The organism is Dyadobacter ginsengisoli DSM 21015 (genome assembly GCF_059568735.1).
The window spans coordinates 13,918-29,531 of sequence record NZ_JCANTY010000020.1 but is presented as its reverse complement, the minus strand read 5'-3'; the positions used below and the strand labels follow the sequence as shown (position 1 = coordinate 29,531).

The following is a 15,614-nucleotide window of genomic DNA, read 5'->3' as shown; positions in this document are numbered from 1 at the left end:
CCACATCAGTTTCACCATATTCGCTGTACACTGGTTGCCAGCAGGAGGAACGCAACCCGAAGATTGCTTTAAAACTATGGAATTTGAAAAACCACTGTATGAGCTGACCGACTTCGATCGTACTGTGTAGGTCCCCGCAATTTTGGCCAGATACGTCGTATCGCTGGCGCCGGTGGTCAACTTCACACCATCACGGTACCATTCCAAGCCTCCACTGAAACCCGAAGCTGTCAATAATACCGATTCCCCACTGGGGCAGACATCCCCATTGGTACTCTTATACAGAACCGGCGTGATCAAGGTGGTAGCACAAGGCAAGCTGATCCCGACAAAATTGCTGCTACCTGGATGCCCGGACGGCAGTAGGTATTGTGCGTGCCATTGTGTGTTTACATTTCCATCCAATGCATTGGTCCATCCCTGGTTCGGCAAATTCGGTTCCGAGCCAAAAACAGTACCTGTCAACACATAATTATCGTGGTAGAAAACAATCTCCCGCAAATCTCCCACTCCGCTGTTGGGCGTTGCAGCATAACGGATGTGCTGATACGCCCGTGTCTGCTCTTTCAACTCGAACTCATTCCACTCATCTTGCTTCGCGGAGCCCTGGAATTCGTAGATCACATTCCATGTACGACCGTCATCTGAGCCTTGGATAGTTGCGCCGTTCAAGCGTCCCAGGTCATTGGCACGCCAAAGCAGGCGGACCTTATTAACGATACACTTATCATTATTCGGAGGGAAGCAATTCGCATCCTGCTCCAAGACAATCTCGTTTGAGAACGCGCTCGTGCAATTGGCAGCGGAAGAACGGGCACTATACCTTCCCGCCGAGTTTGCTTGATAAGTTACCAAAGTATCTCCTTCGAGCAGCTTTCCGTCCTTGTACCAGTTGATTCTACCCGTAAAACCAGAGGCTGTTAAAGTAACAGTAGTACCGCTGGGGCAAACCTTGCTGCCGGAAATAACCGATATCACTGGTGTAATGCAGGTCGAGCCGCATCCTTTTAAAGTCAATCCAACAAAATTACTCTCTCCCGCATGCGCCCCGGTACCTTCAAATTTGCCATGCCACGAAGTTGCCGTACTACCATCAACTGCATACTGCCATTTGAGGGTCGGCCCGACGTTTGGCTCTGAACCGAAAGCAGTACCAACCAGCTTCGACGCACCATTATAAAACTCCATTTCAACCAGTTCGCCATAGCTACTCTGCCCCGCTGCAAAGCGCACGTGGTGGTAGGCGTTCGTATTGTTGAAGCCAAACTCCTGCCAGCCACCCGTGGCGACAGTGTCTATTACTCCGATCAGTTCCCAATCGATTCCATTATTCGAGCCTTGAATTTCGGAGCCTTTCAAATGGGTAAGGTTGGTGTTGCGGTGCATTAGGCGCACCTTGTTTGCCACACAATTGTCGACTGTAACGCAAGTCGAGGATTGCTGGATCGCAACAGCGTTAGAATACGCGCTCAAACATCCGGTAGCCGCAGACGATCTTGCTTTGTACGAACCAGGAAGCTTCGTTTCGTAATTGACCTTGTTTGCCCCAGGAATCAGGGCGTCGCCCTTGTACCATTGTATCCGCAGGGAATCTGAATAGCCGGAGGCTGTCAACCTGACCGATTCCGAACCATTGGGGCATACCGCGTTCCCCGCAGTCCTATAAACTACTGGCGTAATACAAGAGGTAGCGCAAGACAAACTTATCCCGACGAAATTGGTATTCCCTACATGTGCTCCAATACCCTGGTACTGCGCATGCCATGCCGTACTTTCATCGCCGTCCAGTGCTTTGATCCACTCCATACCCGAGATATTGGGTTCAGACCCAAAACCCTTTCCGGTAAGCTGTATCCCACCACTGTAAAAAAGGATTTCCCTAAGATCCCCCACACCATTATTGCTAGTCGCCACATAACGTACATGCTGATAAGGCGTGGTATTACCGAACGTAACATCGTCCCATCCACGAGACGCGACCGCATTAGCCGGGAATGTATAAAGAACATTCCAGGTCACACCGTCGGGAGACCCCTGGATCGTCGCACCTGCAAGGCGTTCGAGGTTTGACGTGCGCCATAAGAAGCGCACCCGGTCCACCACACATTTTTTGACATCTACGGGCACGCAGTCCGGTGTCTGCTGTACAATGATTTCGTTTGAATAATTACTCAATCCAGTACCCGAAGAAGAGCGTGCAGTATATTTTCCTGCCTCCTTCACAACTAATTCAAGGCGAGTGCTATCCGCAACCAGAACCCCATCCCTGTACCATTTTACAGAACCCGAATAACCTGACACCTTCAAAGTCACAGCCTGATTACCGTTTGTGCAAACAGTGCTCCCCGCTATCCTGTACAAAGTCGGTGTGATTAAGCTAGTTGCGCATGGTAAAGTCAATCCTACAAAGTTACTGCTGCCAAGGTGTGCCAAAGGCGGACGATATTCGGCATGCCAGACAGAATTTTCATCTCCGTCCATTGCATTAGGCCATCCCAGCCCCGCAATGTTAGGTTCTGATCCAAATGCAGTTCCTGTTAACAAAGTGTTGCCATTAAAAAACCAGATCTCACGAAGGTCTCCCACACCCGTCTCCTCAGTTGCCGCATAACGGATATGCTGAAATTTTCTCGAATTCGCAATAGGGAACTCTTCCCACGAACCAGTTGCTTCACTTCTAAAAGTATGGATCGTTGTCCATTGCGTTCCGTCGTCGGACCCTTGGATTGTCGCACCAATAAGTCGGTCTTTGTCAGAAGTTCGCCACAACAATTTAACTTTTGTAACAATACAGTTATCATCCGCAAAGCAACCCGCGGTCTGTTTTACCAGAACGGCTTTGGACATGGCGCTTGCGCAACCTCCGGATGTCACCTTCACTGAATACATTCCAGGCAGGTTCGTGGTATAGGTAAGGGCAGTTGCATCCTGGATGAGTACACCGTCGCGGTACCAACTTATTATACCACCTCCCGCATTGGCTGTCAATGTAACCTGCTGTGCAGGAGAAACACATACGGTTGTCCCCGAGGTTTTACCTACCGTCGGAGCGGCTGGCGGCGTGCAACTGTTATCGATCGGGCAGAGCTCCGTCTGCACAAAGCTCCCTATCACGGGCGCGACGATGGGGGAAGTCCGATAGTTGTATGCGTATGACTTCAGGTAATTATTCGAATGGTCCCTTACGTCAATAAGCCGACCCATCTCGTCATAATTATAGGCGGTCTTCCGCCCACGTGCATCGGTTACCTCTTTCACGCCCACACCGGGCTGATACTTGAAAGAGGTTTTTGTCTGCTGGTAGTCGGTGTGGCTTGTGGGGTTGGCTGGATTGAAATTACCTATCACATTTTTTGATGCCACCGCCCCCGCGACACTGCCCGCCGACACGCTGTTGTCTGCGAAATAGGTCGTTTTTGAGGTAAGACCATCGGCTGTCGTGAAGATATAAGGTTTACCCTGGGGGGTGTACTGATGGTGTTTGATAACCGGAGGTTGGTTTTTATAGCGGTCGTCATAAATGAAATTAAGTCCATCCAGATACGAAAGGGCCCCTGACAAATCTGCATTCGTCTTCATCTCATAGCTCTCCGAAAGCTTTATCCCACCTTGCTGAGGGTTGTCCACGAAAATGTTTAGCCTGCCGCCCAGGACCATGATCGGGTTTTTGTCAACCCTGTGGGTCTGGTACTCTATTGGAATCCCAACCATATTGCGAATCACCATCTGTCCAATCACATGGTTGGGTTGAACAGGGTAGTAATCGATTGGGTACCTCGATCTTTCCGCGATGATCTTCCCATCAGGATAAGTGGTCTTTGTTACCTCAACCTGGCTTAGTTGATTATAGGAATACTCTGTCTTTGTGTAGACGAACCGGGAATTATCCGCTACTGGGGTGTTGGGGTCATAGGCATAATTTTCTTCCAGTGTCGGCCCGTAAGTATGACTAAAAAGTTTATAGTAATATTTGTATCGGGCATCGATCCCCGACATCGGAAAGCCTGCCCAACGGGTGTCATATACCATTCTCAGTGAACGTGAAAAGCTTCCCAAGTCAGGCAATGGTGTCGTATTATACGTATACTTTTGAGTGGACAACAATTTCCCCGCCTGATTGTAAACGTCCTTCCTCAGCAGCTGCCCACGCATAAATTCCCGGTTGCTCATGGGAAAGAACATCGGAGGAGTGCGATAAGTGTACCTGGGCGTTCCCCAATTGTTGCCAGCCGGAAACTCGTCTGAGGGTACATCCCCATTGGCTTTGAAAGTCTGGAACAAAAATTGGGAGTATCCGGTGTTGGGGCTGGATTCCTTTACATTTTCATAGGTTATAGCAGGGTTACTATAAGGATTGTAGTTGGTTACAAACAAAGAATAAAGCCCCGCCTGGTTATCCATATCGTTCCCAAACAATGGATGGTAATATACCGGCACGCTTGTCTGTGTGCCACTATTCATGTAATCATACTCTCTGCGTGAGATGAGCGTCTCACCGTCTTTTTCTTCAATCTTTCTGATACGCAAACCACCGGAAATAGAGGGAGCTGGAAGGGAGGAGACTGTGTTGTCCAGGCCCAGTTGCTTCGAATAAGTGTGTTGCTCGTAGGTGAACAAAGTTTGCCCCCCTGTTGGATAAATCACAGATTGCAAACTTCCCTCCAAAGCCAGGTTCAGGGTTTCTCCCGACGCACGGCTTTCTTTGTATTCGGTTTCAAACAAGTACTTAAACAGCACCCGCTTTGCGGCCTCCATCTGGCCGCTGTTGAGGATGCCGTTCACCTTTGATTTGAGGTTCAGGCTTCTACCATTGTAATGTCCCCAATGGTCCAGTTTCCCGTTTTCATCACAGTAATCAGGAAGCACTACCGCATTATCGTGATAATAAGTGAAAGCAGTTTTAATTTGACGATCATCTCTGGCCTGTGATACCGACTGGAGCATAAGCCTTTTCTGCGGATCGTTATTATAGGCAAACCCGTATTCTCGCACCGACTTAGCTTGATATTCACCAATATTTGCCGGAAGATTCGCTTTGCTAAAAACGAATATTTTGTCAAGCTTCTGCCACTGGAATTTATAGGGGTCAATAATATAGGTCAGCGAACCGTTCTCGGTAACTGCTTTGCTGATATCGTAATTGGCTTGATTAAGAAAATTTACGACTGGCTTCCTTTTTTCATGGTCAGCAGCAATGACAGGAAAAACATGATTTGGCCACCTCAACTCAACGGATTGAGAGGTCTGAAACACAACACGCTCGGAAGGCGTATCTATTTGCCTGAGGTGAACCGGCCTGATCAGTAATCCTTGATAATACCCTCTCTCATCAAACCAATTTTTTTCCTCTTGAGGGTCTGCCTTTTTCACGTACTCCACAGACTGGCTCATGGCGGCAGTAAAAGGGTTGGCCGCATCCTCGCTGTACGACAAATTGACCTTGTTCCCATCCGTCGTCTCTATTTCAGTCAAATACCAGGTGTCTGCTGTGAATGGAAGCTCACGGTTGTAAAATATGGGTATACTGTACTGTATCGCGGAGTTTACCCCTCCGAATTTATATTTCGTCCCGTCGTCGGTGATAATGGTAAAACCGGCGAATGTGGCCGGAGCACGGGAGAATTTAGACCCATAACCCATCGGCGTATTAAGAAAGCTACCGTTGAACTCAACCCGGAATGTCTTTGTCCCTTGAACAATCCACGAACCGTTTTCCTGTAAGAAAAACTTGCCTGTCAGTCCGTTAACATTAAAAATAAATTCATCCGGTTCAGTATCGAATTTCTCATTCGCATCGAAATCCACATTCCCGTTCAAATTGTTGTTCAGGATCGTTCTCTTCCAATAGTAACCATACTGAATTTTATCCAAACTGTTAGTTTGAAAATCCCAGTCACAGTCATCGGGCAAATCGTTCACTTTCCGGGTAATAAACCCCCCTGCCTGAAGGTTCCAGTTCAACCCGACCCATCCGGGGTGCTCGTCGGGCTTGACCCCCCCGGAATTGTAATTCAGTGCTACCGGTACACTGATGTTGTCGTGGCTCACCGTGTAAACCGGGATGTTTACGATCGCCTGGCCGGTGAACAGCGAAGCGGACGCCTGTGTACCTGCCGCCAACGTCGCAGCCCGCGGACCGTCCCCTAACGGCTGTCCGGGTGTTTGACAATAGCCACCAAGCCCCAACAGTAGTAGTAACAGAAGAATGGAAAGTTTTTTCACGCTTGAAATAGAGAGAATGGTATGTCTGTGAGTAGCTTAAAAAAGAATTTGTTATTGCTTGCTGAATTTGGTCGAAGCTGAAAATGCATCGCCACGGACCGTCAGGATATAGATTCCTAATGGCCATTGATCGGTGTTGACTTGCAGGGAACCTTCTGCTGTTGCCTCTACTATGTCTTTCTGAAAGATACTTCGTCCGCTCAGATCGTGGATCGACGCCGTCAGCTTCATACCCGGTTTTGCGCCACGATAGTAAAAGTTCATCGTAGACCTGACAGGGTTGGGATAAACCACCAGGCCCGGCGAAACAGCTCCGTCGGCCTGCTGCTCGCAAAGCGCGGTCAGCTCGCAAGACACCCCAAAATCTACATCCCAGCGACGGTTACCTGCGGCAACTTTCACGGTTTGGGACAGGCTAACACTTTTCCGGCTAGCGGTTCCTACCTGCACGCGCACCTGGTAAGGCTTTTCACGCACCGACACATCTTTAAACGCATAACCGCCCAATGAATCAGTGCTGACAGTCGCCACCAGCGTATCGCCGGCCAGCAATTGCACCATCAGTCCGGAAAGCCCCGGTTCGCCTGCATCCTGCAGGCCGTCACCGTTTTCATCAAGCCAAACACGGTTGCCGATCACGATGCCCGGTAAGGCGCGCCCTACCTCGATGGAACCCACGGCGTTGATCTTACCAAACGTGGCAGGGTCAGAAGTCCGGAAGAGGTCGGTTGCTCCTACCGGCTCACCGGTGGCATTGTCCAGTTTTTGAATGCCGCTTGTATTAAAGGCCCTGGCGGGCTCATGCAGTGTAGCCACCACCATATTCGTATTGCGCAGCAAGGCAGCCCCACCCGCGGTATTAGACGCGTGCAGCACGATGCCCTCGCTTTCAAAGGCCGTGTCAAAATGCTGTGAGCTATTGAAACTGTCATTTCCCCGGGCCCGCTTGCCGCCTTTGACCACCTCATCGATCGTGTATTTGCGCTCTTTTTTCCTTGTGGCCTTTAGAATATCCCCGCCCGATATCGCCACAAAAGTCCCCGTGCCCTCTGGGTTAGGGTGCCCCGTACCTGCCTGATGCCCGAAACGATCCATCATTCCCATCAGCATATTTCCTTCCTCGTCAAAATCCAGGGATGCGAGAATAGGTTGTGGATAAGCTGCGGTCGAAGGGCTGTGTTGAACGATCGCTTTGCCAAAGCTCGACGTCCACGGGTTCCAGCCCGAGGCCTCGGCGCCTTCCACGATCTTGCCCCGGCTGTAATCCAGCGGGAAAGCCAGCAACTGCTGGAATTCTTTTTTGATTGTGTCCAATTCAAAAACAATACCCTGTAAATGCTTTGCGTTTTGCGATACCTGCGCGTCACAGACACCGCCTGCAAACAACCTCCCGTCGTTATATTTCAAAGCAAAAGGGCGGAACTTCCCATTCGCACAGCCTTTTACGCGGAAGCTCAACTTCTCATAAGACGCAGGTTTGACCAGCGCCGCTGTCAGCTTGAACGCATAAACCGTTTGGTCATAAAGGTTGGTCACAAACAGCTTGTCGGCTGAAAGTGCTATCCCCCCCAATCCCGACTTACCTACCTGATCAAAAGCCGCCGAGTCCCGGGAAATCTGCTGGTAAGTTTCCGGAAAATCTCTTTTCAGCTCTCCTGCTGTCGCGATACCGTAGTCGGAAAGCGAAAAGAACGGTTTGGTAACGAGGCTATCCAGCTGCGTCGCGTAAATGCCCCCGCTGCCCAGCGGACCAAACCCGGAATGACGCTTGGTAATAGCGGCTGAAAAAAGCACATTGTGTTCGGACGCGTAGGCCAGACCCCAGACCGCGCCAGTCTGCCCAAACAAGGCCAATGATGTCGTTAAACCAAGACTGTCTACTCGACTTGACACCAGCGAAGTAAGGCTATCTATCCCTTTTGTCTGACCTGGGGAGCCGTTCCGGAATATGCTGCTGAATATGTTCTGGGAACCTGCCGAATACGACGAGTACCTGGTCAAGCCCAGGTTTATCTCATTAGCAGGGCTTTTAACAAATCGGACCGTGTCACCGCTTGTCGCATTGCCCGCATCTATTGAAGAGAAACGGACTTTAACATCTGCAGCCTCCGGTACAGTCAGCTGATAATTCCCATCCTCAGAAGTAGTTACTTTCTGCAACACCTTCCCGTCGCTGCCGATAGCAGTAACGGTGATACCCGAAACACCGCCTTCGTTACTTTTAGACGTGAAATCCTGTTTCCCATCTAAATTATAGTCCCTGAACACCCGGCCCGTTATCACTGAGGTGCTGACCGGTCCTGTAGACTGTGACCTGACAGCAGGACAAAGAAAAATGCAGAATAAGAAACATGAGTAAATTTGCTTCATAGCAAGGAACAAAGAGTAAAGTATTGCCAGTTAACAGGCTTTTCTGTTTTTGATATTTTTGAATTCAATGTAGTACAGTAACCGTACCATGCCACTTCCCTTCTTTTCCGGCAATTTTGTAGGGATAAATCCCGGCGGGAACTTTCTGTCCCTTATACCGCCCGTCCCATGGAACCTGATATCCGTTAGAATAAAAGACTGTAGAGCCCCAGCGATCGTAGACAAAAACCTGCATCTCGGGAAACTTCTCCCTACCAAAGAGGAGCCACTCGTCATTGATGCCATCACCATTAGGTGAAAATGCGTCGGGTATCAATAATTTCTTGCCAACAACCACCCTGACCGTACTTTCCGACCAACAACCCATAGCATCTGTGACTTTGACTGTATAAGTAGTGGTGGTATCCGGATTTGCAAGCGGTGCAGCTATAGCGGAAGAATTCAATCCCGCGGAAGGGTCCCATTGATAATTGTATTGGCCACCGACATCTCCGTTCAAAACCACCGGCAGGTCGGTTGTTTTGCTAATGTGTTGGGGTAAAAACGGCTTAGGCGGAGCCTGGACACGAATACTTTGCGTAGCAGTCCCTTCAACACATCCGGCGCCGGCAGCGATCGAATAGCTGATTTCATACACACCCGCCCCGACCGATTCCGGATCGAACGTGTCGTTCACCACACCAGGCCCCGAGTAAATTCCTCCTGCCGGTTTGCCTTCAAGCCCCACCAGGCCATTCCCGGCGCAAACGTCTGGCAATGGTTCCAAGGAAACCTCTACCAGGCTATCAAAGGTTACATTGACCGAGTCAGACTGCTTGCTGCAGCCATTAGCATCTGATATCCTCACTTTATATTCACCCGCTTCTGTAACCTCAATGATCGCGCCCATCTCACCCGGGATCCGAGTTTCATATTTATACCATTCGTAGTGAAGGCCTGTTCCTTGTGTTCCGCTCAAAATCACCGTCTCTCCCGGACAAGCTACTGCCGTGAGGGGATTCGCTTTAATTTCAGCTTGCGGGCCTGCCAGTTGCGCAACCTCGAAAACTTCGGACGCCGATGCAGGACATTGACCGGACACGTCCTTTAACTGAACCTGATATTGTCCGCCCGTGGTGACCGTTACCCGGTAGCTGTTTTCTCCGGCCAATGGCTGTCCATCTTTGAGCCATACATATTGCAGACCATCTGATTGAACTGTACTCAGCTCGGTACTTTTGCCTTCGCAGACCGTTTGTGACGTTGCGCTGATAGCCGCTTTTTCGCCCAAAACTACAATTTCAACCTCCCGCGATTCAACGGAACGTCCGCAAGTGGTCTTAAACGCGATTTCTACATTGTACCTTCCCGGCTCGCTTACCTTCAGTTTATTAGAATTCGCCTTCGGAATGTAGCGGCCGTTCTTTTGCCATTGATAAACCCAGTCGGTCTGCCCGTCGGTCACCAGTTCCGCTTCCTGTCCGTAACAGATTTTGGCCGAAGCAATACCTGCGGGGAATCCTGTTACGGTGATCTTGGGCTGCGGTGGTTCGATAGGCGGACAATCAATTACCAGGTACTGGTAGTCCCTTCGGCTGGACCCGATCCATTCGCCCTTACGGTATTCATCCACCTGGACTGTAAATACAAACAACCCCAGCTCCGACGGAGTCACTTTCAAAATACCCGTCTGTTCATCGATACGCAGGCCGGGAGACCCGTGCATCGCATTGGTAGGGTTATAGTCTGCCGCCCAATTTACCAAAGGATAGCTGCCCATGCCCCTGTAATCGCTTTCAGTCAAATCTTCATTGGTTGTATAGCTATTCAATGGCGTTACCAGTGAGTAGCGCAGCTCGTCCCCGTCCTTATCCTGTGCATCAAAAATAGATTGAAAGGGATTATTCACACACAAATATTCTCCATTGATATCATTAAACTCTGGTGACGAATTCAAAAAAGGCCTACCGTTCCTAAGCAACGGCGGGAACCTCAATTGAAAAACAATTCCCGTCCTGTCGGGCTTGACTATATTGTTAATATTGGCATTTCTGCAACAATCTATCCAGACTACATAATAACCCCGAGGGTCATCATACTGGGCAGGCTCTAATTTTACATCTGCTTCATAAACCAGCTTCCCCGTTTTCAACCGGCGATTTTGAGAACAAGAATCATTAAAATAGACTACGCTGGTTTGCCCATAATTCTTCTGCTCTGCAATCACATACTGCATCTTCTGATTATCCCGGGTACGGTAAATCATAAATCCCTGACTGAAAGGTTCGTTTGCTGATACATTTAATTCTTCATTCTGGAAAATCACTAAGCGCAAAGTGTAATTGCCTGGAGTTTTATCTTTGGCTATCATTTCCAGATTGCCGCCGACGATGTGATCGGCATATAGAGATTGGATTGCCAAAACCAAATAAAAAATAATTTGTATTAGTCTAAAGCTAACCCAAAGCAATCTAACACTGACTACTGATCTATGAGTCAAGCCTCCCCTAAATTGCTTCAAGACAAAGAATAATTTAGCAATTCGTTGACCGTTTTCTCATCTTCACAACTCTCAACTATCCGATGCAAAACTTTTTCTCTATACTCCCGTGAAACATCAGCATTCCTCAATAAATGGATATCCTGAAGCAAATCCTCTATTAATGCCCAATCTTCGTATTTCATAATAGAATTTTCTTCTTCTGAGGCAAATCTGACAAAAGCGTCACCATCCCCACCATATGCCTTGTGAATTTCAATATGCCTCGTAGTCAACTTCATATTTTATGGTATCATGTGATAAATAACCTTCACTCCGTTTTGCTTTAGAATTGGCAACTCTGTATTTAGCCACACACTCTTAGCATTTACCCCTCCGGCATTCTGGAACACGTGCACCGTTCCATGTGATCCCCGGGCAAATTGGGCTGAAAGCCGTTGCCACATACTCGCTTTTTCAGGTCCCCATGCCATGGATTTGGTAAGTTGAGTAAGGTTTTCACCAGCGCGTGTCATTTCCAACGTTGTCATGCCGTTTGCCTCAGCAAACTTTCTCGCAGCAGCTTCAACAGCCTTGTTACCATTGCCTGACCAAAATACTCGCCCTACATTTTTACCAGAAAATCTTAGAATCATAGACCTGACTCCACCGGCGAGCGAAGTAATCATTGAGCGATAAGCCCCACTAGCTACTTCAAACAGGGCAAGAGATACTTGAGTTGGAGCCAAAGGATTGTTTCTGGGGTCGCTCATATCCCACATCTGCTCATTAGGACTACGATCCGCCTCCCCCTGCGCCTCTGCCTCGTGAGCCATATGGTTCAACATCGTAACAATCGCACTTTGGCCAGCTCCTTTCCAGAAGTTCCCTCCGCTGAGCTCAGCCGTTACTCCACCAAAAGCCGCAGACGCGCCTAGTTGCGCCAGTGGATCAAGCTTAGCTGTCGCTGATCCCATCAGCGACCCTGCTGCGCCTGTCAGCATTCCTGACCCATAGCTCCCGCCCTGGATTTGAGACATTACCCCGCCAACATGTCCATGCGCCACAGCTTGAAATGCGGCTCGGCTGTATACGTTGGAAATCTGACCTGCGGCATCGCCTATCCCGGAAGCCAAAGCACCCGACACCGCACCTATCGCTACCTGTATTCCAAATTGTCCCCAATTCCAATTCTTGAACCCTCCCTTACTGAATGCGACGCTGGCCGTATAACTAACAGCACTGATCGCCGCACCAATTGCCATTTGTACCCACTCACCATCAGGATCCACACCCATGATTGGGTTATTCCCCATCGCCATATACGGGGAAGCAAACTGGCTTTTAGGATCTATCCCATTGAAGCGAGCCAATAACGGGTCGTACATCCGGGCATGAAAGTCATACCATTGCTGTTCTCCCTGAATCTCCTTCCCCTGGTAAAAATACTTGTTCTTCCCCGTGTAGGGCGAACCGTCCGAACTAACTACCGAGCCAAATGCCAGGTATTCATTCGTCTGCACCGCATTCCCGTTTTCATCCAAAACAGCCCTGGTATTACCAAGGTAATCGGTCAAATAGTAAAAGAAGGAAAAGCTCGATGTCGCGCTATTGTAAGTAACAAAGCCTTCATCCATTGCAAACCTTGCCAGGTTACCGACATTATCATATTCAGCCGATCCAGCATAAACTGTCTTCGCTGCTGTCCCAACTACTTCATATTTGAGCTTTTCACCATTTGCAGAATAGGTATAACGGATATTTTTGCCATTCACAGTCAAGCTCTCAACCCGGTCCAGCAGGTTGTAAACGATGTTTCCCGTCAGGTTCCGGCTTCCATCCTGTACGACATTGCCATTGGCATCATAGGCGTAAGTACTGCTACCATTCTTGTACCCCGTGCTGTTACCAGCATCGCTGACAGTAGCCAGCTGGTTATTCAAACCGCTACTTGCATAGGTATACGTAAGATTGTCAACAGGTGAAGTCCCTCCCCATGTCCGCTGCAAAGTCTTGATATTGCCGTTCGCATCATAGGTTATACCTTTTTCCTCATACTGGAACGTGGAGGATGTCGCCGAGGTGAGCCTGTTCAGCCGGTCGTACTGATACGCATAGCCTTTCATAGCACCGCCACCATTCTGCCAGTACATTTCGGTGATCCCTCCGCTTAAATATCCTGCCGAATTGTCCTTCTTCCTTTCGAAATAGACCTCCTGTCGGAAATTGGTAGATGTTATACGATTGGCAGCACCCTGAATATGATATTGGAAAAACACCTCATCAGCAAAATTGCCGCCAGCTTTCTTTCCTATGCTTTTCTTTACTAATTGCCCAAGTTCGTTGTAAGTCAGGTAGTTCAACGTAACTTCCGGCAACGCATTTACTTTCAGGGTTGTTTTTTTCAACCGCAGCGCATGGTCATAACAATATTTTGTTTCGAACGTATTAGTTGTCGAGTTCGTCAGGCCCGCATGCTTGATCGTTTCCCGATTGATTTTTGAAAGATAACCGGCATCGTATTCTACCGTAACCGCCTCGGTTGGAGAAGGAGAGCCTGGAATGTCATAAAGGTCTCGAACTGACTGTAAGGTCCTGAATTCGCTATCATAATAAATTACATTCCTGATCCATTTGTCGGAAGTCCCCAGAACACGGCTACGACTTCCAGTCGACAGCCCCAAAGTAGACTGGGCATATCCCGCTGGTGTCTCGTTGGACGGTTTTTCAAAATCATACGTATCAAAATAAAAAACGCTTAATACGTTGTCCATTGTGATCGACACGTCCGTGGGATTGTTACCGATACTATATTCATTGCCCTGTCTGGTGACGTATCGCTTATCATCACCTGTCAAGCTGTTTGTCGCTGACTGAAGCTCGCTCCTCGTCTTCGAACTCGTAATTTCACCCGTCACTACCGTTCGGTTCAACATGTCATATTTCACGAAACTCCATCCATTTCGCGCACGCTGATTCCCGTCTTGTGTAAATGCCTTACGTCCCCAGTAATCGAATACAATATAGTTAGCACCGACGCCGGGGTTCTTTTGTACAATTACATTTCCATTTTCATCATAGCTAGACAAATACGCCAGATCGTTCAACCGGTTCTGCGGTATGGTTGAATTTGTCGCAAAGGTCTCTCTCGAAAGCAAAGGAGGGATAATTGCACGAAGCTGACCTAAATCGTCATAGACATAGTACGTGTCATTCCAGGTATCGCTTTCAACAAACTGCCTTTTGAGAACTGTCTTTCCATCAGAGTCTTTATATTCGTTAACCTGGTTTAAGTCTTCGTCCGTACTTTTTATCACGGAAAGCAAATTGTCCGCATAGTTACCACCGTAAACAATGGCAGTCAGGTTCGTTTCCGTTGCTGTGTAATTACCGTTGTAGCTGAATTTTTTTACGGCCCGTTCCCGGTTCCTGGGTTCGCTATCGTTTTCATTTACCTTGTTGAAAGTATAAAGCAGTTTCCCACGCTTATCATTCCAGGCAGCTCCCACGGCCTGCGATTCCAGTTGGCGTCCCAGCGGGGAATTATCAATTTTTGAAATACCGAACGGGCTTCCATCGGGAGTGACATCAGCAGGAGGAGCGCCATAATACGAAGCCTGCGCGGCTCCGGCGCTTTCTTTTAATTTACCCCGGTTGGTTGAACTCTCCGTAAAAGGCAAATAACTTTTCACACTTCTGTCAGCCGCTTCAGGATTCAAGTACTCGATGTGGCCGATCACATCCTTTCCATTAGGACTTGCCTGTACAGCTTGATTTTGACTAGGCCTACCCAAACCATCCAGATATTGAACCGTTATGGCTACCGAAAGGTTGTCGTTGGCCTCGACAGTCGTTTTCTTTTTGTAGGTCTTCGTTAATATGAAGTTTTGGTCTGTGCTGACCTGCCCATATGCTCCTGGCATTAGGAAATTAAGCAGACAAACAGAAATCAAAAAAATCGCCCGATAGCGATCGATCGAGAAGAAACTAGCGCTTCCATTATACGCGAAGCGGTTTAAAAGAGACTTGCAAAGGCCAGCAAGAGACTTGAAGTAAAATGAACCCATCAAAGTTGGAAGAGGACAATTAGGTAGAAACTTTACAACGCCATGACGTAATCACTGGCTTACTGGCTGATCAGCACGCGTGAGCGATACGCTGCATGCGCCAATTCACCTAGCGCGAATTAAGTATGGTCTCGTAATGTAGATAAAATCAAAGGGGGATGGGGGCAATAGGCGTGACGACCAATCGTAGCTTCACTCACAAAGTAGAATTTTTTCTTCATATGATGAGAGAGGTAGTTGTATATATTTATAAGTAACACCACAACGCATTAAATTTACATTAAATACAATAACTAATTACAATCGGTCACTTTTTTTTCTGTCTCACGGCATAAAACGATTTTATTGGCTATCAATGCGCTTCACAGTTCTTTGAGATACGAAATTTCACCTACTTAGCTCCACCTCGGTCATTGAAGCCTACACAGCATTACGTCAAAGTTCCACCACCATAATCTTTTCAGTACGAGCCAGTACATTCATTTGCGCCGGGGCCG

Annotated in this window: 5 protein-coding genes; all 5 read right to left on the bottom strand. The window is 48.3% G+C overall.

What is annotated here, in order from left to right:
* On the bottom strand, positions 1-6,222 hold a 6,222-nt coding region (locus tag BP71_RS37520; protein ID WP_496387001.1), incomplete at its 3' end, for a hypothetical protein.
* Between the two features lie 51 nt (positions 6,223-6,273).
* On the bottom strand, positions 6,274-8,490 hold the full coding sequence (locus tag BP71_RS37515; RefSeq protein ID WP_496386999.1) for an SdrD B-like domain-containing protein: 2,217 nt from the start codon (positions 8,488-8,490) through the stop codon (positions 6,274-6,276).
* A 166-nt stretch (positions 8,491-8,656) separates the two neighbouring features.
* Positions 8,657-10,480: a T9SS type B sorting domain-containing protein gene (locus BP71_RS37510; RefSeq protein WP_496386997.1), complete on the bottom strand. Its 1,824-nt coding sequence runs from the start codon at positions 10,478-10,480 to the stop codon at positions 8,657-8,659.
* Between the two features lie 608 nt (positions 10,481-11,088).
* Positions 11,089-11,352 (bottom strand): hypothetical protein, encoded by a 264-nt coding sequence (locus BP71_RS37505; protein WP_496386995.1) that lies wholly within the window; start codon positions 11,350-11,352, stop codon positions 11,089-11,091.
* A 3-nt stretch (positions 11,353-11,355) separates the two neighbouring features.
* Entirely contained in the window at positions 11,356-14,973 is a 3,618-nt protein-coding gene (locus BP71_RS37500; protein WP_496386994.1) for a DUF6443 domain-containing protein, read from the bottom strand.
* Between the last annotated feature and the right edge of the window lie 641 nt (positions 14,974-15,614).

Excerpts from the sequence above, each read along its gene's own strand:
- BP71_RS37500 (WP_496386994.1), bottom strand. The coding sequence starts at position 14,973 with ATGCCAGGAGCATATGGGCAGGTCAGCACAGACCAAAACTTCATATTA.
- BP71_RS37505 (WP_496386995.1), bottom strand. The coding sequence starts at position 11,352 with ATGAAGTTGACTACGAGGCATATTGAAATTCACAAGGCATATGGTGGG.